This window comes from Cellulomonas sp. A375-1 (assembly GCF_001040865.1).
Lineage (GTDB): Bacteria > Actinomycetota > Actinomycetes > Actinomycetales > Cellulomonadaceae > Cellulomonas > Cellulomonas gelida.
In genome coordinates, this window is record NZ_LFKW01000133.1 from 51051 (window position 1) to 72943 (window position 21893).

18 protein-coding genes and 1 pseudogene are annotated in these 21893 nt (G+C 74.7%); 10 read left to right on the forward strand and 9 right to left on the reverse strand.

The genetic code is table 11. The annotated features are described in order from the left end of the window. The first annotated feature begins 23 nt into the window (after positions 1 to 23). Positions 24 to 800, forward strand: a complete 777-nt coding sequence (locus tag CWIS_RS14280) for an LLM class F420-dependent oxidoreductase (RefSeq protein ID WP_048343983.1) — start codon at positions 24 to 26, stop codon at positions 798 to 800. 50 nt (positions 801 to 850) lie between these two features. Beyond that, complete coding sequence (locus tag CWIS_RS14285; RefSeq protein ID WP_048343984.1) at positions 851 to 1789, forward strand: RimK family alpha-L-glutamate ligase; 939 nt, start codon at positions 851 to 853, stop codon at positions 1787 to 1789. Here CWIS_RS14285 and CWIS_RS14290 read toward each other — a convergent pair whose 3' ends face one another. After that, a complete protein-coding gene (locus tag CWIS_RS14290) occupies positions 1790 to 4030 on the reverse strand; it encodes an LLM class flavin-dependent oxidoreductase (protein WP_048343985.1) in 2241 nt (746 codons plus the stop codon). 64 nt (positions 4031 to 4094) lie between these two features. Here CWIS_RS14290 and CWIS_RS14295 point away from each other — a divergent pair, with 64 nt between their 5' ends. Beyond that, positions 4095 to 4478, forward strand: coding sequence for a helix-turn-helix domain-containing protein (locus tag CWIS_RS14295; protein WP_231583906.1), 384 nt, complete (start codon positions 4095 to 4097; stop codon positions 4476 to 4478). A 7-nt stretch (positions 4479 to 4485) separates the two neighbouring features. Here CWIS_RS14295 and CWIS_RS14300 read toward each other — a convergent pair whose 3' ends face one another. Further along, positions 4486 to 6048 carry an ATP-dependent DNA ligase gene (locus CWIS_RS14300; RefSeq protein ID WP_048343986.1) on the reverse strand — a complete coding sequence of 521 codons (1563 nt, stop codon included), beginning with the start codon at positions 6046 to 6048 and terminating at the stop codon, positions 4486 to 4488. A 210-nt stretch (positions 6049 to 6258) separates the two neighbouring features. Here CWIS_RS14300 and CWIS_RS14305 point away from each other — a divergent pair, with 210 nt between their 5' ends. Together CWIS_RS14305 and CWIS_RS14310 are read left to right on the forward strand one after the other, a co-directional pair. Then, positions 6259 to 6819 carry an SRPBCC family protein gene (locus tag CWIS_RS14305; protein WP_231583907.1) on the forward strand — a complete coding sequence of 187 codons (561 nt, stop codon included), beginning with the start codon at positions 6259 to 6261 and terminating at the stop codon, positions 6817 to 6819. 43 nt (positions 6820 to 6862) lie between these two features. Continuing rightward, positions 6863 to 7420 (forward strand): cysteine hydrolase family protein, encoded by a 558-nt coding sequence (locus tag CWIS_RS14310; protein ID WP_048343988.1) that lies wholly within the window; start codon positions 6863 to 6865, stop codon positions 7418 to 7420. A 77-nt stretch (positions 7421 to 7497) separates the two neighbouring features. On the opposite strand, the gene CWIS_RS14315 is transcribed toward CWIS_RS14310, so the two are convergent. From CWIS_RS14315 to CWIS_RS14325, 3 genes are read right to left on the reverse strand one after another with little or no spacing between them, the layout of a single operon-like run. Then, the gene (locus CWIS_RS14315) at positions 7498 to 11127 is read right to left on the reverse strand and encodes a PHP domain-containing protein (RefSeq protein ID WP_048343989.1); all 3630 of its coding nucleotides are present in this window, start codon (positions 11125 to 11127) and stop codon (positions 7498 to 7500) included. Next, positions 11120 to 12817, reverse strand: coding sequence for a DNA polymerase Y family protein (locus CWIS_RS14320; protein ID WP_048343990.1), 1698 nt, complete (start codon positions 12815 to 12817; stop codon positions 11120 to 11122). Before CWIS_RS14320 ends, CWIS_RS14315 begins: the two co-directional genes overlap by 8 nt. Further along, the gene (locus CWIS_RS14325) at positions 12814 to 13782 is read right to left on the reverse strand and encodes a hypothetical protein (protein ID WP_048344008.1); all 969 of its coding nucleotides are present in this window, start codon (positions 13780 to 13782) and stop codon (positions 12814 to 12816) included. Before CWIS_RS14325 ends, CWIS_RS14320 begins: the two co-directional genes overlap by 4 nt. A 296-nt stretch (positions 13783 to 14078) precedes the next feature. Here CWIS_RS14325 and CWIS_RS14330 point away from each other — a divergent pair, with 296 nt between their 5' ends. The 5 genes from CWIS_RS14330 (at position 14079) to CWIS_RS19735 (ending at position 17681) form a co-directional block, all read left to right on the forward strand. Then, positions 14079 to 14423: a metalloregulator ArsR/SmtB family transcription factor gene (locus CWIS_RS14330; RefSeq protein ID WP_048343991.1), complete on the forward strand. Its 345-nt coding sequence runs from the start codon at positions 14079 to 14081 to the stop codon at positions 14421 to 14423. Further along, on the forward strand, positions 14420 to 16207 hold the full coding sequence (locus CWIS_RS14335) for a SulP family inorganic anion transporter (RefSeq protein ID WP_082156490.1): 1788 nt from the start codon (positions 14420 to 14422) through the stop codon (positions 16205 to 16207). Before CWIS_RS14330 ends, CWIS_RS14335 begins: the two co-directional genes overlap by 4 nt. After that, complete coding sequence (locus CWIS_RS14340; protein WP_197080858.1) at positions 16204 to 16743, forward strand: YbhB/YbcL family Raf kinase inhibitor-like protein; 540 nt, start codon at positions 16204 to 16206, stop codon at positions 16741 to 16743. Before CWIS_RS14335 ends, CWIS_RS14340 begins: the two co-directional genes overlap by 4 nt. 78 nt (positions 16744 to 16821) lie before the next feature. Continuing rightward, entirely contained in the window at positions 16822 to 17385 is a 564-nt protein-coding gene (locus CWIS_RS14345) for a YbaK/EbsC family protein (RefSeq protein ID WP_048343992.1), read from the forward strand. 161 nt (positions 17386 to 17546) lie between these two features. After that, positions 17547 to 17681, forward strand: coding sequence for a hypothetical protein (locus CWIS_RS19735; RefSeq protein WP_255318462.1), 135 nt, complete (start codon positions 17547 to 17549; stop codon positions 17679 to 17681). Positions 17682 to 17741: 60 nt separating this feature from the next. Here the strand turns inward: CWIS_RS19735 and CWIS_RS14350 are convergent, their stop codons facing one another. The 4 genes and pseudogenes from CWIS_RS14350 to CWIS_RS19040 form a co-directional block, all read right to left on the reverse strand. Beyond that, positions 17742 to 18587, reverse strand: a complete 846-nt coding sequence (locus tag CWIS_RS14350) for a TrmH family RNA methyltransferase (protein ID WP_369796589.1) — start codon at positions 18585 to 18587, stop codon at positions 17742 to 17744. A gap of 40 nt (positions 18588 to 18627) precedes the next feature. After that, entirely contained in the window at positions 18628 to 19830 is a 1203-nt protein-coding gene (locus tag CWIS_RS14355) for an endo-1,4-beta-xylanase (RefSeq protein ID WP_156186672.1), read from the reverse strand. An 8-nt stretch (positions 19831 to 19838) separates the two neighbouring features. Next, complete coding sequence (locus CWIS_RS14360) at positions 19839 to 21191, reverse strand: sugar MFS transporter (protein ID WP_048343995.1); 1353 nt, start codon at positions 21189 to 21191, stop codon at positions 19839 to 19841. A gap of 55 nt (positions 21192 to 21246) precedes the next feature. Further along, positions 21247 to 21893 (reverse strand): annotated as a pseudogene (locus CWIS_RS19040) (hypothetical protein); the annotation flags it as partial.

The following is a 21893-nucleotide window of genomic DNA, read 5'->3' on the forward strand; positions in this document are numbered from 1 at the left end:
CGACGACGTCATAGGTTCTGCGCATGAGCCTTCCCGTGCGTATCGGTGTCCAGCTCCAGCCGCAGCACGCCGACTACGGCCAGATCCGGGACGCGGTGCGCCGCGCCGAGGACCTCGGCGTCGACGTGGTGTTCAACTGGGACCACTTCTTCCCGTTGACCGGCGACCCGGACGGCAAGCACTTCGAGTGCTGGACGATGCTCGGCGCGTGGGCCGAGCAGACCGAGCGGGTCCAGCTCGGCGCGCTGGTGACGTGCAACTCGTACCGCAACCCCGAGCTGCTCGCCGACATGGCCCGCACGGTCGACCACATCAGCGGCGGCCGCCTGATCCTGGGCATCGGTGCGGGCTGGTTCCAGAAGGACTACGACCAGTTCGGGTACGAGTTCGGGACCGCGGGCGGGCGCATCGCCGACCTCGCGCAGGCGCTCCCCCGCATCAAGGCCCGGTGGGCGGCGTCCAACCCTGCTCCGACGCGCCAGATCCCCGTCCTCATCGGCGGCGGCGGCGAGCGCAAGACGCTGCGCGTCGTGGCCGAGCACGCGGACGTCTGGCACTCGTTCGGCGACGCCGAGACGCTCGCGCGCAAGAGCGCGATCCTCGACGAGCACGGGGTGGACGTCGGCCGGGACACCGCGCGGCTCGTCGAACGCTCGGCCGCGGTCTCCCGGCCGCCGCAGGAGCAGGCCGAGGGTCTGCTCGCCGCCGGGGCGACGCTGCTGACGGTCGGCACGTCGGGCCCCGACTACGACCTCTCGCTCGCGGCGCAGTGGGTCGCCTGGCGTGACGCGCGAGGTTGAGGCCGCGCGGGCGCAGACCACGTGACAGTGACCTCGTCGCTTACAGTCACGTGCTCGTGAGCACCCTCGACCCCGCCCCGTCGCCGCGCGTCGGCATCGTCGTCACGGATTCCTACCCGCTCGAGGACCTCGACCACGACACCGGACCGTTGGTGGAGGCGCTGCGGGCGCGCGGCGTCGACGCGCAGGCGACGGTCTGGCACGACGAGGACGTCGACTGGGCCGACTACGCTCTGCTGGTCCTGCGCAGCCCGTGGGACTACCCCGAGCGCGTCGAGGAGTTCACGGCGTGGCTCGCGCGGGTCGGCGCTGCCACGACGGTGCTCAACGAACCCGCGCTGGTCGCGTGGAACCTCGACAAGCGCTACCTCGCCCAGCTCGAGCAGCTGGGTGTCGCCGTGGTGCCCACCACGTACCGCACCACCGTCGACGAGGTCGCGCGCGACCTGTCCGCCTTCCCGGACGCCGCGCACGTCGTGCTCAAGCCCTCCGTCTCGGCGGGCGCGCGCGACACCGGCCTGTTCCGGGCCGACGACCCCGGAGCACTCGAGCTCGCGGCCCGCGTGGTGACTGGCGGTGGGGTCGTCATGGTGCAGCCCGAGGTCCCGGAGCTGTCGGCGGGCCGGGAGAAGGCGCTGTACCTCATCGACGGCGAACTCACCCACGCGATCGCCAAGGGCGCACTGCTCGCCCCGGGCGGCGGGCTGCTCGGCGGGACGTACGAGGAGCATCCCGAGCGGGTGGCTGTCACGCCCGACGAGGCGGCCTTCGCCCACCGCGTGCTCGCGGCGGTCGACCAGGCGACGGGACTGGGTGCGCCGCTGTACGCACGGATCGACGTCGTGGACTCGGCCGAGCACGGGCTCGTCCTGCTCGAGGCCGAGCTGTTCGAGCCCGCGCTCAACCTGCACGTCGCGCCGGAGGTCACCGACGTGGTCGCGGCCGCGATCGCTCGGCGGCTGGCCTCCGCCCCGGCGCGCGTCGGCTGATCACGCGACGGCGTCGGCCGCCGGCTCGATGAAGAAGTTGTCGCGGAACAGCCCGGTCGGGTCGTAGCGGCGCTTGAGGTCACGCAGCCGTGCGAGGTGGGCCGGCGGGAACGCGCGGGCCACGACGTCGGGACCCTCGTCGGACTCGAAGCTGAGGTACATGCCCTCGAAGTGCGGCTCGAGCCGCCGCCACCAGGCGTCGAACCCTGACGCGGGCGTGCCGAACGCCGCGAGGTTGAACGCCGCGTCCCGCCAGGCGTAGGCCGTCGCGTCGGCGTCGACGTCCGCGACGGCGCCGCCGACCGCGCGGACCTGCAGGAAGTACGACGCGCCGGCGTCGAGCAGCGCGGTGACCTCGGCGGCGAGCTCGGCGGTCAGGTGCCGCACCATGCCCGAGTGCGACAACGGCTCGCCCTGCCCGCGCTGGGGCCCTTCCTGGTGGAAGGCGCCCATGACCTCGTCGTACGACGCGAGCACGACCGACTGGTCGAGAAGCGGCGCGACCTGGGCGATCGGGCCGAGCCGCTCGATGATCGTGTCCGGGTCGTCGGAGTCGACGACGAGCATGGCCTGCGCATACCGCGGCGTGCCCGGCCGCGCACCGCCGAGGACCAGCTGCCCCGTGACCGTGCGGTGCGCGGACTCGATCGCGCTCCCCCACCGCTCGAGCAGCCCGGGCAGGTCGCTCGCGTCCAGGACGAGCTGCGCGAAGCCCACCTGGCCGACCCGCGCCGCCTCGAGCTCGAACGAGACCGCGACGCCGAAGTTCGCGCCCGCGCCGCGCATCGCCCAGAACAGGTCGGCGTTCTCGTCGTCGGAGGCGTGCACGAGCGATCCGTCGGCCAGGACCACGTCCACCGACCGCAGGTGGTCGATCGTCAGCCCGTGCTCGCGTGCGAACCAGCCGATCCCTCCCGCGGTCGCCAGGCCGCCGACGCCCACGCCGCCGTAGTCGCCGCTGGTGACCGCCAGCCCGTGCGGCGCCAGCGCGCGTGCCACGTCGATCCAGCGAGCACCCGGCCCCACCCGCACGCGCGCGGTCGCCTCGTCGAGCAGCGTCACCTCGTCGAGGGCGCCCAGGTCGACGACGAGACCGCCGTGGTTGACCGAGCGGCCCGAGATGCCGTGGCCCGCGCTGAGCAGCCCGAGCGGCACGTCCCGGTGCGCACGCGCGAAGCCGACCGCGTCCTGCACCTGCGCGATCGTGTGCGGGCGCAGCACCAGCCCGGGCGCCCCGCCGCGCAGGTACGACGAGGTGTAGCGGGCGTAGCCGCGGTCGCCGGGCTCGACGGCGGTCTCGGCCAGCGAGGCGGGCACGTCGTCGTAGGCGATCCCCGGAAGCCGCCGCGCGAGGGCGATCTGGTTGCGGATCCGGCCGGCCTGCTGGGTTCCGCTGGTGACGCGCTGGGCATCGACGAGGTCACGGACCGCGGGGATCACCTCGTGCGCCATGCGCTGCAGGGTCCGCTCGTCGTCGCTGGCCACGATGAAGACGCTGACGCCGTCCTCGGTGGCGAGGCGCGCGATCTCCTCGGCGCCAAGCGAGCCGATGTTGAGCAGGCGCGTGATCTCGCGCGGGTCGCGCCCGGCGTCCCGGGCGGCCTCGTCGATCGTCGCGTTCCCGCGCTGCAGGTCGCCGGGCTGCAGGTAGCTCTGCGACGGCAGCCAGCCGTCCGCCGAGCGGCCGATCAGGCGCAGCATGCGCGGCTTGAGCGCCCCCAGCCAGATCGGGATGTCGTGCGCCGGAGCCGGCCCACGCTTGGCCCCCGCGACGTGGTGGTGCTCACCGCCCGCCCGCAGCGGGCCGCGTGAGTCCGTGTCCCAGACCCCTCGGATGACCTCGATCGCCTGCTCGAGCGCCTCGACGCTCTGGCCCGGCGTCAGGCGCGGCACGCCCATGGCCTCGATGGCGTCCCAGAACGCCCCCGCCCCGAGCCCGAGGCTGAGCCGACCGCCGGAGAGCAGGTCGAGGCTCGCCGCCGAGCGCGCGAGCACCGCGGGCTGGCGCAGCGGCAGGTTGAGGACGTTGCCGGCGAGGCCGATCCGTTCGGTGCGCGCGGCCACCCACGTCAGGAGCGTCCACGTGTCGTGGAACGCCGGCTGGTAGGGGTGGTCCTGGAACGTGACGAGGTCGAAGCCGAGCTCCTCGCTGAGCTGGGCCAGCCGCACGGGCTGGTCCGGCGGGGCGTTGACCGGCGTGACGAAGGTGCCGAAGCGCAGGGGGTGACCGTAGTCGGGCATGACCCCAGCATCGGCGTCAGCGTGCGGGGCGCGCAAACGGGCGTGAGCGACTTACTCTAGGTAAGTGACGACGCACGCTCCCGTTCCTGCCTCGACGTCCCCCGGCATCGATGTCCACGCTCCCCTGCTGCCCATCGACGACGACGCGTGCCGCAGCGCCTCACACGTCCTCGAGCTCGTGGGCCGCCGGTGGAGCAGCAGCATCCTGTTCGCGCTCGGCCGCGGCGCGCACCGCTTCACGCAGATCCAGGCCTCGGTGATCGGCCTCTCGGACCGGATGCTCTCGGTCCGCCTCAAGGAGCTCGAGCGTGCCGAGCTCGTCGCCCGGATCGTCGAGCCGACGACGCCCGTGAGCGTGCGCTACGAGCTCACACCCCGCGGCCGCGACCTCATCGAGGCGATGCAACCCCTGGTCCGCTACGGCCACCGCTGGGAGACCAGCCGCTGACCCTCGCTCATCCCTCGGCCCACGCCGCCAGCTCGCGGACCCTCGTGATCGTGTCCGCCTCCGCAGCCGACTTGTCGTCGCGGTAGCGCAGGACGCGTGCGAAGCGCAGCGCGAGGCCGCCCGGGTAGCGCGTCGATCGCTGCACGCCGTCGAACGCGATCTCGACCACCTGCTCCGGGCGAACGGTCACCACCCAGCCGTCGTCGGCCATCTCCAGCTCGCGGAACCGCTCCGTCTGCCAGGCGAGCATCTCGTCGGTCATGCCCTTGAACGTCTTGCCGAGCATGACGAAGCCACCGTGCTCGTCCCGTGCGCCGAGGTGGATGTTGGACAGCAGGCCCTGGCGACGGCCCGAGCCTCGTTCGACCGCCAGGACGACGAGGTCGAGGGTGTGCCGCGGCTTGACCTTGACCCACGCCGCGCCTCGCCGGCCCGCCTCGTACGACGAACCAGCCGCCTTGACGACGACGCCTTCGTGCCCGGCGGCGAGGACTGCGCGCGCGTGCTCCAGCGCCGTCTCCGGATCGGCGGTCACGACGCGGGCGACCCCGAGGCCGGGACGGTCCACCAGGAGGCGGTCGAGGGCGGCCAGGCGCTCGGTGAGGGGACGGTCGAGCAGGTCCTCACCGTCCAGGTGGAGGCAGTCGAAGAAGAACGGCTGCAGCAGCTGCGTCGCAGCGACCTCGGCGTCCCCACTGGCTGCGCGCGCGGCTGTGTCCTGGAACGGCACGGGGCGGCCCGTCCCGTCGACGACCAGCGCCTCCCCGTCGAGGACGAGCCGGTGGGCGGGCAGGGCGCGCACCTGCTCGACGATCTCCGGCACGCGCGCCGTGATGTCGTCGAGCGAGCGCGTGAAGACCGCGACCTCGTCGTCGGCTCGGTGCACCTGGACCCGGATGCCGTCGAGCTTGGCGTCCACGACCGCCAGGTCGCCGTCCTCGACGTCAGCGACGGTCGTGAGCGCCGCGGCGACGTCCGGTGCCGACTGCGCGAGCATCGGCCGCACCGGGCGGCCGACCTCGAGCGTGAACGCCGCGAGCGCCTCGCGCGCGGCGGACGGGTCGGTCGCCGCGAGCGCGGCCTGCGCGACGGGCTCGGTCGCACCCGCGAGCATCGCAGCGCGGCGCACCGACTCGGGCGGCACGCCCGCGGCCTCGGCCACCGCGTCCAGCAGCAGCGCGTCGAGCGCACCCTGCCTCACCTCACCGCTGACCAATCTGCCGAGGAAGTCCTGCTCGGGCGCCGTTGCGGCGCCGAACAACGCGGCGGCCTCGGCGGCGCGCGCGGTGCCCGAACCCGGTCCGGCGAGCCCAGCCATCCGGGCGAACGCCGCGTCGACGTCCGTGACCTGCAGGCTCGGCTCGTCGGCCGGTGGCGGCATCGTCCGCAGCGAGCGCCAGCCCAGCCCGGTGCGGCGTTGCCGCAGCTCGCCCGCGAGGTACCGCGCGACGATCGGCACGTCCGCCGGGGGCGTGCGTCGCAGCAGGTCGACGAGCAGCGCGCGCTTGGCCAGACGTGAACGCGTCGCACCCAGCGCGGACGAGGTCGCGGCGACGTCGGCGAGCAGCATGCGGGCATCCTGCACCCGCCCACCCACACCGGCCACCGGCGTCGAGACACGGCCGGGGCCGCGCTCGGGATCGCGCGGATCTCGCCCGGCGGGACCGCCGCCTCGCGCGCCGGGACGTTCGTCGCTCGCGCGGACCTCCTCCCAGGGGTCCACTGGAGCATGCGCGCTCCCACACCCCGTGCCGTGGGCCTCCTCACGGCGGCCGCCGCCGTGGCGCTTGTCCCCCTCGCCCGCACGTGGGGCCTGCAGTGGGGCGCCAGCGAGGACGAGCTCGACACCGGCCTCGCCGGCGACGACGTCGTCCCCGTGCCGAGCCTCGTCGCGACGCGTGCCATCACGATCGACGCACCCGCCGAACGCGTCTGGCCCTGGCTCGTGCAGCTCGGTCAGGGTCGTGGCGGGTTCTACTCCTACGACTGGCTGGAGAACCTGCTCGGGCTGGAGATCCACTCCGCGAACCGCATCGAGGACCGCTGGCAGGGCCTCGCACCGGGCGACGAGGTGCATCTCGCCAAGAGCGCCGCGCTCGCCGTGACGATCGTCGACCCGCCGCGCGCCCTGGTGCTGACCGCCCCCGACGCGAGCTTCAGCTGGGCGTTCACGCTCCATCCGGGCCGCGACCGCTCCACGCGACTCGTCGTGCGCGAGCGCTACGCGCGGCCGCGGTGGTGGGCCGTCCCGGTCAACGAGGTCGTCGGCTCGGTCAGCACCGTGATGTCGCGACGCATGCTGATCGGCATCCGAGACCGCGCCGAGAAGGCCGTGCGCTGACCCTCCTGCGGTGCGTGTCGGTGGTCGGTGGCTTACTGGCTCCATGACCACTCTCCAGGGACGAGCCGCCACAGCGCTGCTCGTGATCGACATGCAGAACGGCGTCGCGAGCGGGCTCCACGCGCGCGACGAGGTCGTCGCGACGATCGACGGGCTCGTCACCCGCGCTCGCGCACAGGGCACGCCGGTCGTGTGGGTGCGCCACCAGTCCGACGAGCTGCCCGAGGGCAGTGACGTGTGGCAGCTCATCCCCGAGCTCACGCCCGCGCCCGACGAGGTGATCGTCGACAAGCGGTACGGCGACTCGTTCGAGGACACCCCTCTCGAGGCCGAGCTCGCAGCTCGCAAGGTCGGCAGGCTCGTCGTGTCCGGCGCCCAGACGGACGCGTGCGTCCGGGCGACGCTGCACGGCGGGTTCGTGCGGGGCTACGACGTCACCCTTGTGTCCGACGCGCACAGCACCGAGGACCTCACGGCCTGGGGCGCACCGACCCCCGACCTGGTGGTGTCGCACGCGAACCTCTACTGGCAGTTCCAGGACGGCCCCGGGCGGACCGCCACGGTCGAGTCGTCCGACGAGGTCGACCTGACCAGCGCCTGAACGGGCGAGCGCCGAGCCCGCGCCGGCCCCTGCTCGCAGGCTCGGCGTGGGCCGGCCTCGGCGCAGGTCGAGCGCGCTCACTGGAAGTCGCGTGACGTCGACCGGACCTTGAGCGACAACGGGGCCAGGTGCTCGGCGACGAGGTTCGTCGCCCCGTCCTGCCGTTCGAGCAACCCGCGCACGACCATCGCGCGGCTCGTGCGCGCGGTGCGCCGGAACCGTTGCCACAGACCCGCCGAGCAGACGACGTTGAGCAGCCCGGTCTCGTCCTCCAGCGACAGGAACGTGACACCGCCGGCCGTGCCGGGTCGCTGCCGGTGGGTGACGACCCCGGCGACCGCGACCCGTCGCCCCGTCTCGTGCCGGTACGCCTGCTCGACCCGCAGCACCCCGGCGGCGTCGAGCCCGTCGCGCACGAACTGCGTCGGGTAGGAGTCGACCGACACCCCCGTCGCCCACACGTCGGCCGTCGCGGTCTCCACCGGGCTCAGCCCGGGCAGCGTGGGTGCGCTGACACCGACGCTGACGCCAGGCAGCGTCTGCGGGTTCTCCTGCGCGAGCGCACCCGCCGCCCACAGCGCCTCGCGGCGCGTCACGCCGAGACCGTCGAGCGCGCCCGCCGTGGCGAGCGCCTCGAGCTGGCCGGTCGTCAGCCGGACCCGGCGGACGAGGTCGCGCTGGTCGGCGAACGGTCCGCGTGCCTCCCGCTCCTCGACGATCTGCTCCGCGAGCGCGGTGCTGATCCCCCGCACCGCCGCGAGCCCGATCCGCACCGCGAGCGACCGCGCCGGCCGGTCGACGCCCTCCCTGCTCGAACCGCTGCTCGTGCGGACGCCCGGCTGCGGTGTCGGGCCCGTGCCGCTGGGACGCGGGACCAGCCGCGGCTCTCCCCCGGGCGGCGTGGGCCCGACGCGTTCGACGGTCGCGGCGGCCCCCGACTGCTGCACGTCGGGGCGCAGCACCTCGATGCCGTGCCGGCGCGCGTCGGCGGCCAGGCTCTGCGGCGAGTAGAACCCCATGGGCTGGGCGGCCAGCAGGCCCGCGTAGAACGCCGCCGGGTGGTGGACCTTGAGCCAGGCGCTCGCATAGACGAGGAACGCGAACGAGTAGGCGTGCGACTCGGGGAAGCCGAAGTCCGCGAAGGCCTTGAGCTTGTCGAAGATCTGCTCGCCGGTCTCCCGCGAGATGCCGTGCGAGGCCATGCCGGTCATCAGGCGTTCCTTGAGCGCGAGCATCCGCTCGGTCGACCGCTTCGAGCCCATCGCACGGCGCAGCTGGTCGGCCTCGGCGGGGGTGAAGTCCGCGACGTCGATCGCCATCTGCATGAGCTGCTCCTGGAACAGCGGCACCCCGAGCGTCTTGCGCAACGAGGGCTCGAGCAGCGGGTGCAGGTAGGTCACCTCCTGGCGCCCGCGCGCGCGCTCGATGTACGGGTGCACGGAGTTGCCCTGGATCGGGCCGGGGCGGATGAGCGCGACCTCGATGACGATGTCGTAGAACGTCTGCGGACGCAGCCGCGGCAACGTGCCCATCTGGGCGCGCGACTCCACCTGGAACACCCCGACCGTGTCCGCCTCGCTCAGCAGCTCGTAGACCAGCGGGTCGTCCTGCGGTAGCGCGTGCAGGTCCAGGTCTGGCCCGCCGTGATCACGCACGGAGGTGAACGCGATCCGCAGCGCGGTGAGCATGCCCAGCCCGAGCAGGTCGAACTTGACCAGCCCGGCGTCGGCGCAGTCCTCCTTGTCCCACTGCAGGACCGTGCGGCCCGGCATGCGCGCCCACTCGACCGGGCAGACCTCGATCACCGGGCGGTCGCACATGACCATGCCGCCCGAGTGGATCCCGAGGTGCCGGGGCAGGCGCAGGAACCGCTCGGCCAGGTCGATGACCTGGTCCGGGATCTCGCCCTCCGCGTCGGCGGACGGCGGCAGGCGCGACGGGACGACGTCGTGCCCGTCGGCCGTCGCGAGACCCGGCACCTCGTCGCCCTTGCGTCCTCGTGCCGGTGCCGACGACGAGCGCGGACCACCCGGGGTGCCCGAGACCCACTGCGCTCCGCGCGCCTCGGCACGCAGCTGTCTCCCGGTGACGACCGGCAACGGTCCCGAGTGACCGGTGTGCGGGCGCTCCTCGCGTGCGACGCTCGCCGCCGGAGTCGACGGGTCGGGCGCGGCCGGCGTCGGTGCGGCGCGCAGGCTCCCCCAGCGCTCGATGGACTTCGCCCACGCGTCCTGCTGACCCGCGTCGTACCCGAGTGCCCGGGCGGCGTCGCGCACCGCCGAGCGCGGCCGGTAGGAGATCACGTTGGCCACCTGCGCGGCGTGCGTGCGGCCGTGCCGCGCGTAGACGTGCTGGATGACCTCCTCCCGCCGCGCGGACTCGATGTCGACGTCGATGTCCGGTGGCCCGTCGCGCTCGGGGGCCAGGAAGCGCTCGAACAGCAGGCCGTGGTGCACGGCGTCCACCGCGGTGACGCGCAGCGCGTAGCAGACCGCCGAGTTCGCGGCCGACCCTCGGCCCTGCGCCATGATCCCGTTGTCGCGGCAGAACGTGACCAGGTCGTAGACCACCAGGAAGTAGCCCGGGAAGCCGAGCTCCTCAATCACGCGCAGCTCGTGCTCGAGCTGCGCGTACGCCCCGGGGACGCGCTCGTGCTCGGGCGGTCCGTACAGCTCGAGCGCACCCTGCCGGACCAGCTCGCGCAACCAGGTCGCCTCGGTGTGGCCGGGCGGCACCGGGTACGGCGGCAGCGAAGGCGCGACGAGCTTGAGGTCGAACGCGCACTGCGCCGCGAGGTCGGCAGCGGTCGTCACGGCGTCCGGGTAGCGCCGGTGCAGCCGCAGCATCTCCGTGGCCGAGCGCAGGTGGGCCCCCGGTCCCGCCGGCAGCCAGCCGTCGAGGTCGTGCAACGACGAGCGCGCGCGCACCGCCGCGAGCGCGGCGGCCAGGTCGGCGTCGCGCGGGGTCGCCTGGTGCGCGGCGGTGGTCGCGACGAGGGGCAGCCCGGCGTCGCGCGCGAGCATGGCCAGCGCGTCCGCGCGCTCGTCGTCGTACGCGTCACCGGCGGCCGTCAGCTCGACCGCGACGTTGTCCCGTCCGAACAGGGCGACGAGCCGGTCGAGCTCCCGGGCCGCTGCGGCCGCACCGCCGGGCGCGACGGGGACCACGCCCGACGGGTCTCCACCCGCGAGCGCGCGCCGCACGGCACCCTTGCGGCACCCCGTCAGCACGAGCCACTGGCCCGCCGCGGCCTCGGCCAGCGACTCCAGGTGGTACTCCGCGGCACCCTTGCGCCCGGTGTCCAGGTGTCCCTGTGCGATGGCCCGGGACAGCGACCGATAGCCGTCCGGGCCGCGTGCGAGGACCAGCAGGTGAGTCGAGCGCGGGTCCGGCACGCCCGTCGGCTCGTCGAGCACGCCCGGCCCCGGTGGCGGTGCGGGTTCGCGCCCGTGCCGGCGCGCGTCGGGTGCCGGCAGGTGCAGCTCGGCACCGAAGACCGTGTCCACCCCGACCCTGCGTGCGGCCTCGGAGAACCGCACGACGCCGTAGAGGCCGTCGTGGTCGGTGAGCGCGAGCGCGGTCAGCCCGAGGCGCGCTGCCTCGGCCGCCAGCTCCTCGGGCTGGCTCGCGCCGTCGAGGAAGCTGAACGCCGAGTGCGCGTGCAGCTCGGCGTAGCGCGGCCCGCCTGGCCGGGTCCGCTCAGTCATAGCGCGCCTCGCACGCCCACCCCGTGGGCGTCGCGGTGAGCAGCGCCGCAGGCTCGTCGTCGAACGTCATCTGCACGTGCCCGCGCACCACCGCGGGACCGGCCTGGTCCTGCGCCCACCAGCGACTCATGAGCAGCCACGGCCCCGCCCACCCGGTGACACGCGACCGTCGACCGGCGCCCCACACCACCCACGTGGGCACACCGCTGAACCCGGCGCGCGCGTCGAGCACCACCGGGGCGCCCGCCGCGTCGTGCACCTGCACCGACTCGGGCTCCGGCAGCACGGTGGCGGGCGCGGGCGCCGGCAACCGGCCGGGCCACGGCCGGTCCAGAGGACGCTCGGGGTCGCTCTGGTCGCCCCACGGACGCAGGTGGACCTGCTCGCGCACGTCACGCCCGCCCTGCACCGTGGCCGTGAGCAGCCCCGAGCCTCCGACGATGCTCTGCACCCGGTCCAGCACACGGTGCGCGCGCAGGTCGCCGCCGGACGGCCCGCCCCACAGGCGGCCCTGCTCGACGCCCGCGGGCGCGACGTCGAGCGCGGTGACCGACAGGCGGACCAGCGTGACCGACGGCGTGTCCTCGGGGTGCGGGTCCCACTCCGGCGCCTCGGGGCCGGTGGCGGCCGCCAGGTCCGCCGACGACTGCCGGCGGGTGCGCGCGTCGAGCCGGCGCGAGCGCGCGGTCGTCACGGCCGTGGTGGTGAGCCAGCTCTCGAGCTGCCAGCGGATGCGGTCGGTGATGCGCGACGGCGACAGCCCGCCCCACCCGCCGAGGTCGGTGCGCCACACCCGGACCAGGTCGACGCCCTCGTCGGTGCGGGCCGCGATCTCCAGCCGTCCGCACGTCAGCCCGCGCGCGACGAGCATCGCGTGCAGGTCCTCGGCCAGCCGACGACCCGCGAACGTCGCGGTGTCCACGCGGTCCACCGGCGGGTCCAGCTCGGTGCTGACGTCGAGGTCCGCCTCCGGGCGACGACGCACGGGAGGACGCTCGTCGTCGCCGCGCGCAAGCAGGTGCGCCCACACCCCGAGGCGGCCGAACCGCGCGTGCACGTCCGCGGACGGCAGCGCCGCGAGCTGGCCGAGCCGACGAAGGCCCAGCCGGTGCAGCAGGTCGACGAGCTCGTCGACCTGGCCTGAGCCCTCCTGCGTGACCGCCGCGAAGGCGAGCTCGGTCATCGGCCGGGATGCCAGGAACTGCGGCGAGCCCCCCGGCGGGACCCACGCGCCGATGCGTGCGGCCACGACGGCGGCGAGCAGCCCGTCGGCCGTCCCGACCGCGCACTCGTGCCCGGTGCCCTGCGCGACGGCCTCGACGAGCCGTTCCGCGAGTGCGTCCTCCGAGCCGTGGTACCGACTGGCGCCACCGGCGGGCAGCAGGAGCAGGCCGGGCCGGACCACCTCGAGGCCGGCCACCACGGTCTCGGCTGCCATGGCCACAGGTTCGAACATCCGCACGTCGCGCGCGTCGTCGGCCGGCAGCAGCTCCAGCTCGGGGCAGCAGCCCTGCGCCTGGCGTCGGCGCATACCGCGGCGCACCCCCTCGAGCCGCGCCAGCGCGTTGACCGCGCTCACCCGCTGACCGGCGAGCACCGCGGCGGGCAGGTGCGCGGGGACCTCGAGCGCCGCGACCGCCGCGACGACGGGCCAGTCCGGCACCCACAGGACGGTGGTGCGCGTGCTCATCCGACGAGCCGCAGGTCAGGCCGCGCCGCCGCCGGTGACACGACGGCTGTGGACTGCGGGGCGGCCCGTCGACGGGGGTCGTCGGGGAGGCCGTCCGGGGCGGCCAGCGGCAGCGCGAGCACGAGCGACAACGGCACGGCCGCGCCGCGCCGACCGGTGCGGGCCACGCGGACCTGCTGCGTGCGCAGGCGTCCTTCACCCGAGCCCACCCCGTGCCACCCGCCCTGACCCCCGACGGGGTCCACGGTCAGGATCACGTCCGCGCCCGGCCAGGCGACAGTCGCGAGCAGCACCGCACCGCGCTCGCGCGCCCGCGCGGACAGCCTGCGCCGGTCGGCGTCGACGAGGGCGGCCTGCGGTCCGACGACCACCACGTCCATGCCGTCGACGAGCGCCCCGAGCACGGTCGCGGCATCCGCCCCCGGGGACGGGACGACGGCCAGGCGGGTCAGGTCGACGCCGGCCTGCGCCGCGGCGAGCAGACCCAGAGCGGGCTGCCCGACGACCGTCACCCAGGCGCCGGACGCACTCGCGGCAGCGAGCACGGCCACCGCGAGCGAGGTCGAGCCGAGGACCGCCGTGGTGGCCCCTCGGCGCAGACCGTCCGGGAGCAGTGGCGCCAGCGCGGGCGGGACGGGCAGCGCCGGGCGCTCGGTGGTGAGCAGCGCCGTGGTGGGCAGCGCCGTGGTGGGCAGCGCCGCGCTCAGGGCGTCGGTGCGCGTGGACCGCGCCCCGTGAACCGCCTGCACGACGGCGTCCGGCAGAACAGCGTCCGGCAGAACGGCGTCCGGCAGAACGGCGTCCAGACCCGTGGTGTCCCGGGGCAGCACAGCGGGCTCGGGCGACCTGGCGGGCGCCTCGGTGCGCAGGTGCACGCTGCGGGCACCGGTACGGAGCTCGGCGTGAGCCAGGGCGAGGCGAGCGCGGGCGACTCGCTCCTCCCGGGTCAGCACCTCGACCGTCATGACCGTCCCTGTGTTCGTCTCCTGCCACGGCACCGCCCCGCTGAGCGCGACGTGGCGCACGCGAAAGAGACGGCAAACCGTTCGAACGCTTGTTCGATCACCCTAGTACACGTCGCCCACAGTCCCGGTGTCAACCTCGCAGGCGGCGGCTCCGCACCCTCGCCCGACCCCCCGGCACACCCCGGGCAGCGCACGCCACCAGGTGGGACCTGCGGTCCCGTCGACCGGTCGTCGGAGGCGTATGGTTTGACGGATTGATCAATCCATCAAACCTGCGGCAGGCCATCGGAGGTCCCGTGCCACTGCGTGCCCACGGCCTCGACCGTCCCCTCCCGGACGTCAAGGCCGACCTGTTCAAGGCGCTCGCACACCCCGTGCGCGTGCGCACGCTGGAGCTCCTCGTCGAGGGTGACCGCCAGGTCGCCGAGCTGCTCACCGAGCTGGGGCTCGAGGCCTCGCACCTGTCGCAGCACCTCGGCGTGCTGCGACGCGCCGGCGTCGTCACCGCGCGGCGCACCGGCAACGCGGTCCACTACGCCCTGGCCCTGCCCGCCGTGGCCGACATGCTCGCCGCCGCCCGCGCGGTCCTCGTCGACGCCGCCGCGCGCCGCCACGAGCTCCTCACGGACGGCGACGCGTGAGCGTCGACGAGGCACCGACCACCACCCCTGACCTCACCTTCGGCCAGACCCACCCCGGCGCACTGCTCGTCGCCGCACGCCGCCGCGTGATCGCCCTCGCACCGCACCGCGACGACTACACGGGGCTGTCGCGCTCCTGGCGCCGCGACCTGCTCGCGGGCCTCACGGTCGCGATCGTCGCGCTGCCGCTCGCGCTCGGCTTCGGTGTGTCGTCGGGGCTGGGCGCGGCGGCGGGCCTCGTGACGGCCGTGGTCGCGGGAGCCGTCGCCGCGGTCCTCGGCGGCTCGCACCTGCAGGTCAGCGGGCCGACCGGCGCGATGACGGTCGTCCTGCTCCCCGTGGTCGCCCGGTTCGGACCCGAGTCCGTGCCCGTGGTCGCAATCATGGCGGGCGGCCTCGTCGTGCTGGCGGGCGTCCTGGGCCTCGGCCGGCTCGTCGCGTACATCCCGTGGCCCGTCGTCGAGGGGTTCACGGTCGGCATCGGCCTGGTCATCGCGCTGCAGCAGGTCCCGCTCGCACTGGGCACCCCCGCCGCGCCGGGCACGAACGCGGCGCAGGTGGCCCTGGACACGATCGGTGACGTCGACTGGGCAGCCGCGGTCGCCCCGCTCGCGCTCGTCGTCCTGGCGGTCGCGCTCATGGTCGTCCTCCCCCGGCTCCGTCGCGGGATTCCCGCCTCCCTCGTCGCCGTCGTGGTGGCCACCCTCGTCGCCGAGCTCGCCGACCTGGACGTCCCTCGGATCGGCGCCCTCCCGGCCTCCTTGCCCGCCCCTCACCTGCCCGTCGTGGACGCCCAGACGACGAGTGCGCTGTTCTCGTCCGCGCTCGCCGTGGCGGCGCTCGCCGCGCTCGAGTCGCTGCTGTCGGCGCGGGTCGCCGACGGCATGGCCGACGACCTGGCGCGCACCAAGCCCAACCGCGAGCTCGTCGGGCAGGGTCTCGCGAACGTCGCGTCCGGCCTGTTCGGCGGGCTGCCCGCGACCGGCGCGATCGCCCGCACCGCGGTCAACGTGCGCTCGGGGGCGCGCACCCGCGTGGCGGCTCTCAGCCACGCGGCGCTGCTCGCGGGCGTCGTCTACCTCGCGGCGCCGTGGGTGGGCCGGATCCCGTTGGCGGCGCTCGCCGCGGTCCTGCTCGTCACGGCCGCGCGCATGGTCGACGTCTCGACGGCCGCCGCGATCTGCCGCTCGGGTCGGTCAGGCGCAGCGGTCTTCCTCACGACGCTCGTCGTGACGGTCGTGTTCGACCTGGTGCTCGCGGTCGAGGTCGGCGTCGCGGTGGCCGCCGTGCTCGCGCTGCGCGCGGTGGCACGGGCGAGCGGTCTGCACCGCGAGGACGCGCCCGACGAGGTGCTGCACGCCGACGACGAGCGCGCCCTGCTGCACGAGCACATCGCCGTCTACCGCATCGACGGCGCGCTGTTCTTCGCGGACGTGCGGCGGTTCCTCGACGAGCTCGCGCAGGTCACCGACGTCCGGGTGGTGGTGCTGCGGCTGTCGAGCGTGAGCGTCCTCGACACGAGCGGCGCGCACGCGCTCGCGCAGATCGTCATCGACCTGCAGCACCGCGGGATCGTCGTCCTGCTCAAGGGGCTGCGCCCGCAGCACCACCGCGTCGTGAAGTCGGTGGGCGTGCTGGACGTGCTCGCGCACGAGCACCACCTCTTCGACGACCTGGGCACCGCGTTGGAGCACGCTCGCTCGCACGTGCGCGGCGAGGAGGCCACGATGGGCGCTGCCACATCCGGATCCCGCACGTCCACGACGACCCCGGAGGAGCCGTGACCTCGATCGCCCGCCCCGTCGCCCCTGATCCGTACAGCCTCCTGCCCGTGGTGCCGACGCTCGTCGTGACCAGCACCGACTGGACCCACGGCGCGCCGGTCCCCGACGTGCACACGAACACCGCCCGCGGACGCAACGTGTCGCCCCAGGTCGCGTGGACCGGTGCACCCGCGGGGACGCGCGGCTTCGCGGTGAGCGTGTTCGACCCCGACGCACCGGGCGTCGCCGGCTGGTTCCACTGGACGGTCCTCGGCCTCGGCGCGGACGTGTCGTCGCTGGCGTCGGGAGCGGGCACGCCCGACGGCCTCGCGCTTCCTGCCGGCGCACTCCAGCTCCGCAACGACGACGGCGAGGTCGGCTACACCGGGTGCGCGCCGCCGCCCGGCGACCAGGTGCACCGCTACTTCCTCGTCGTGCACGCGCTCGACACGGCCGACCTCGGCCTGACCGCCGACACCTCGCCCGGTGCCGCGAGCTGTGCGCTGGTCTTCCACACGCTCGCGCGCGGCGTCCTCGTCGGGACGTACCAGCGCTGACGCCCTCCCCCGGCACGCCGTCCCGCCCGTCGAGACCTCGGCTCTCGACGGGCGGGACGGCGTCGGTAGGCTGCGCGCGTGACCCTGGGGACGTTGACCTGGCAGCCCGCGCTCGAGCGCCTCGACCTCGTCGCGCCGAGCACCGCGGCGACGCTGGCCGGGTGGGCGGCCGACGACGACGAGGTCGCGTCACGCGTGCTCGTCGCCGAGATCGACCCGGACCTCGCGGACACCGCCGCGCTGACCGCGGCGTTCGACCTGCCCCCATCGGCGTCAGCGAACTGCGTGCTGGTCGCGGGTCGACGCGAGGGACTCGAGCGCGTCGCCGCGGCGGTCGTGCGCGCGACCACCAGGGCGGACGTGAACAACGCGGTCAAGCGTCTGCTCGACGTCCGCAAGGCCTCGTTCCTGCCGATGGACCGCGCCACCGCGGAGTCGGGCATGGAGTACGGGGGCATCACGCCGGTCGGGCTGCCAGCCGGGTACCGCGTGCTGGTCGACGCGCGCGTCACCGAGCCTGACGAGGCCGGCGAGCTGGTCGTCATCGGCAGCGGGCTCCGGCGCTCCAAGATCGCCCTGCCGGGCGCGCTGCTGGCGCGGCTGCCCGGCGCCGAGGTCGTCGACGGGCTCGCCCTGCTCTGAGATCCTTGGCGCTTCGCGCACCTGGACTTGATGCACCGATGACCGCCCCGTGAGGCCCCTGTGAAGGTCGCGTGAGATGTGGTCGAAGTCGCCCACCACGGGCGCCCGAAGCGGGACGCAGGTCCCTGCTCGCACCCCGCCGCGCGGCCGACCATCAAGTCATGGACCTGCTCCTGGCCGACCCCACCGACCAACAGACCGACACCGTCACCACCCTGAGCAACGAGGTCATCGAGACCACGTTCCTCGCGGCCGCTCGCGCGCTCGACGACGACCTGCCGCCCTTCTGGGACTGAGCACCCCACCGGCCTGACGGTCGGCCGGCACCGGGTCCGCGACGTCGCGGCCCCGCCGCGTCACCCGACGCGCGTCGCCCAGAACGCCACCGCGGCCGCCGCCGCGACGTTGAGCGAGTCGACTCCCCCGGCCATCGGGATCCGCACGACGAGGTCGCACGCCGCGACCGTCGTCGCCTTGAGGCCGTGCCCCTCGGCACCGAGCACCATCGCGAGCCGCTCCGGCGGGTCCGCGACCAGCTCGTCGAGCGTGATCGCGTCCTCGGACAGCGCGAGCGCCGCCGAGACGAACCCCGCCGCGCGCAGCGCCGCGACGCCGTCCGGCCACGGCTCGATCCGCGTCCACGGCACCTGGAACACGGTCCCCATCGACACGCGCACCGAGCGCCGGTACAACGGGTCCGCGCAGCGCGGTGTGACCAGCACCGCGTCCACGCCGAGCGCCGCGGCCGACCGGAACGCCGCGCCCACGTTGGTGTGGTCGACGATGTCCTCGAGCACGGCGACGCGCCGCGCACCGGCCAGCACGTCGGCGACGGCGGGCAGGGGCGGGCGGTGCATCGCCGCGAGCGCGCCGCGGTGCACGTGGAAGCCGGTGATCGCCTCGAGCACGGGCTCGTCGGCGACGTACACCGTGATCGGTTCCCGCTCGTCGTCCTGCGCGGGCAGCGCGGCGACCATGCGCTCCAGGTCCGGCACCCAGCGCGGCGCGAGCAGCACCGAGCGCGGCCGGTGCCCCGCGCGCAGCGCGCGTTCGAGCACGGTCGAGCTCTCGGCGATGTAGAGGCCCTTGGCCGGCTCGTGCTTGGAGCGCAGGGCGACGTCGGTGAGCGAGACGTAGTCGGCGAGCCGGTCGTCGCCGGGGTCGGTCACGGTCCGCAGGTCGAGGTGAGGCACGTCAGAGATCTTCCCAGGCGCGCACGACTCCTCGACGCGCCCGTCTGCACTACGGCAGGCGGACGGCGACCCGCTCGTCGTCGCCCACGACGAACGCCGCGACCGCGTCGCCCCGTCGCACCTCGTAGTCGCCGCGCCACCCCTCGACCGCGACCTGCCCGGCGGCATCGGTGCGCGTCGTGGTCGGCGCGTGCCACCACTGCCCCCGCACGAGGTCCCGCAGGGCCGTGTAGGCGGGCTTGGGCGTCCCGTCGCGGCGGACCAGACCGGCGGGCGCACCCAGCCACGCGCCCTCGTCGCCCAGACCCCAGTACGTCACCGACTGCACCGCGGGGTGCTCGACGAGCATCTGGTAGTGCCGTGTGAGCTCGTCGGCCTGGCGCTGCTCGCCCTCGGGCGTCGAGGGCCACTCGTCGACCCGGTAGTCGTTGAGGTCGACGATCTCGCGCGGCATGAGGTGGCCCGAGACGAGCGTGGTCTCGGTGAAGTGCAGCGGCAGGCCGAACCGTGAGAAGCGCTCGAGCACGCGCGCGGTCTTCTCCTCACCCCACCAGCCCTGGTGCATGTGGCTCTGCAGCCCCAGCACGTCGACCTGGATGCCCGCCTCGAGCACGCCCTCGATGAGGCACTCGTACGCCGTCGACATGTCGAAGTCGTTGAGCAGGAGGGTCGCGCTGGGATTCGCGGCGCGTGCCGTCTCGAACGCGAGGCGGATCGTCGCGATGCGCCCGCGCTCCCATGCGAGGGGGGTGATCGCGTTCTTCTCGGCGCGGAACACGGGCATGATCACGACCTCGTTGATCGCGTCCCACGTGTCGACGAGCCCCGCGAACTCGCTCACGTCCCGCGTGATGCGCTCGCGCTGCACGCGCTCGACCTCGTCGACCGGCAGGTCGAGCAGCCAGCCCGGCGCGAGCGTGTGCCACATGAGCGGGTGACCCTTGACGCGCACGCCCCGCTCGACGAGCCGGCTCGCGGCCTCGCGCAGGACGGCGGTGCGCGGGTGGCCGCGCTCGGGCTCGAAGTGCCGCCAGTAGAACGGCAGCGTCGCCGTGTCGAACAGGTCGAGCCACAGGTCCTCGAGCGGCGACGAGGCCTGCGGCTCCCGGCGCAGGAACTCGAAGCCCGTGCAGCCGAAGCCGAACGCGTGCCGCGTCTGCGCGACCGTGACGTCGGTGTCGGCGAGCGGCGCGCCGTCGGGCCCGAGCACGGTCACGACGGCTCGCGCGGTGCGGTGGTCCAGGTGGGACACGGTTCTCCTCAAGGTGTCGGGCGTACGGAAGATCTCACGGCCGGGGTGCGGCCGGACAGCAGCGCGCGCCCGCCGAGCACGGAGGCCACGCCCCCGAGGACGGCGATGGCGGGGACGACGAGGAACGCGGTGTGCACGCCGACCGCGTCCGCGAGCGCGCCGAGCACGAAGGGCGCGAGTCCGATCGCGAGCCCGCCGGCGAGCGTCGCGCGGGCCTGTGCGGAGTCCTGCGCACCCGGGGCGGTCGACAGCAGCAGCGCGACGGACAGCGGGTACTGCGCGCCGCAGCCCACGCCGGCGACCACGAGCCCCGCCACGGCGACGGTCGGGGAGGTCGCGGTCCACAGCACGGCCCAGCCCGCGACGGTCACGACGAAGGACACCGCGAGGAGCAGCGCGGGACGCACGCGCAGGGACATCGGGCCGACGACGAAGCGCACGGCGGACAGCCCTGCGACGAACCCGGCGGTGGTGGCGGTGGCGATCCCCGCGCCGGCGGCGGTCTGGTCGCGCACCAGGTCGGTGGACCAGAACGTCGTGACGTTCTCGAGCGCGATCGCGGCGACCAGGCTGCCGAGGAAGCACCACGCCGCGAGCCGGCGGCGCGGAGGTGCCTGAGTGACGGGCGCGAGCGGGTCGGCGGCTGGGGCGGTCGGCTCGGTCTCGTCGGGCCGCTCGACGACCGCGACGGCGGTCGCCTCGACCGAGCCGAGCACCGGCTCGACCCCGTGCGGCCCGTCCAGGCGCACGACGGCGTGCGCGTGCGGCTGCTCGGCCACGGCGTGAGGGCCGCGCGTCGGTGGCGTCATCGCGCCGCCGACCGGGATCCGCAGGGCGCGCCACACGACGACCCCCGCGAGCACGACCGTCACCGCGACCGCGGGCCGCCAGCCCCAGCCGATCGCGACGCACAGCCCCGCGGCGAGCGGGCCGACCAGGCCGACGGACGACCCCACGCCGTTCGCCTCGGTCACCGCTGCCGACGCGGCCTCGCCGTGGTGCCGCGCGAGCCCCGCCTGCGACGACGCGATCGCGACGTTGCCGCCCACCGCCATGACCGCGACCGACGGCAGGCTGACCCACAGCGACGGCGCGAGCACGAGCCCGACGACACCGGCCGCGACGAGTCCCAGAGCGACGACGATCGCGGCGCGCCGACCCCGACCCGCGATGAGCGTGGGCGCCGCCCAGCTCGCCAGCACCGCGCCCGCGGCCATCGCGGTGCCGTGCAGGCCCGCCTGCGCGGCCGAGATGCCGAACTCCTCGGCGAGCAGCGGCACGCTCGGGTTGAAGGAGTAGAGGAACCAGCCCCAGACGACGAACGCCCCGTAGAACGTCCAGGTCAGGCTGTCGCGGCGCATCCCGCGAGGATACGTCCCCGCGGGCGCGCCACCGCGGGACCACCGGCCGTCGTCGTCACCGGACGGCGCGGCTCGCGCGCAGCCGCGCGACGAGCGTGTCGAGCTCCTGGCGGTACTCGGGCGCTCGCGGGTAGCCACTGTGCGCCGCCACCGCGAGCAGGTACGCGTCCGCGTCGACCTCGCTCGCGGGCACGTCGACGACGCTGTCGGCGTACGCGTCGACCGGGAAGCCGATGAAGTCCGTGCGCCGCCACAGGCTGCGCCAGCGCACGGCACCGGCGCGCCCCTCTCCTCCGTGCGCGCTGAGCGAGGCTCGCAGCGTCGGTCCGGCGTGCGCCACGCCTGGCGGCACCGGGCAGTCCCACGGGTCCGGGTTCCACAGCCGGGCGCCCGCGCTCGGCTGTGTGCCGAGCACCGAGGGCCCGAACAGCTCCGGGAAGAACCGTCCGAAGTACGCGCGCAGCTGGGTGCCGTAGGTCAGCAGGCCGACCCGGTGGTCGTACGGTCCGGCGGGGCCGTCCCAGCGCGCCAGCAGCGTCGCCACGCACACGACGCCGCCGAGGCTGTGCGCCGACAGCAGCACCCGACGTTTGCGCCGCTCGTCGTCGGGGATCGGCGTCCCGTCGTCGCCCAGCCACGCGTCGATCCGGGAGCGCAGCTCGGGCACCACACGCTCGGCGTAGCACGGCGGCGCGAACGGGT

Bases quoted from the DNA above. Each gene is read 5' to 3' on its own strand.
- CWIS_RS14325 (WP_048344008.1), bottom strand. From the start codon at position 13,782: ATGACGGTCGAGGTGCTGACCCGGGAGGAGCGAGTCGCCCGCGCTCGC.
- CWIS_RS14280 (WP_048343983.1), top strand. From the start codon at position 24: ATGAGCCTTCCCGTGCGTATCGGTGTCCAGCTCCAGCCGCAGCACGCC.
- CWIS_RS14320 (WP_048343990.1), bottom strand. From the start codon at position 12,817: ATGAGCACGCGCACCACCGTCCTGTGGGTGCCGGACTGGCCCGTCGTC.
- CWIS_RS14315 (WP_048343989.1), bottom strand. From the start codon at position 11,127: ATGACTGAGCGGACCCGGCCAGGCGGGCCGCGCTACGCCGAGCTGCAC.
- CWIS_RS19735 (WP_255318462.1), top strand. From the start codon at position 17,547: ATGGACCTGCTCCTGGCCGACCCCACCGACCAACAGACCGACACCGTC.
- CWIS_RS14300 (WP_048343986.1), bottom strand. From the start codon at position 6,048: ATGCTGCTCGCCGACGTCGCCGCGACCTCGTCCGCGCTGGGTGCGACG.
- CWIS_RS14310 (WP_048343988.1), top strand. From the start codon at position 6,863: ATGACCACTCTCCAGGGACGAGCCGCCACAGCGCTGCTCGTGATCGAC.
- CWIS_RS14360 (WP_048343995.1), bottom strand. From the start codon at position 21,191: ATGCGCCGCGACAGCCTGACCTGGACGTTCTACGGGGCGTTCGTCGTC.
- CWIS_RS14290 (WP_048343985.1), bottom strand. From the start codon at position 4,030: ATGCCCGACTACGGTCACCCCCTGCGCTTCGGCACCTTCGTCACGCCG.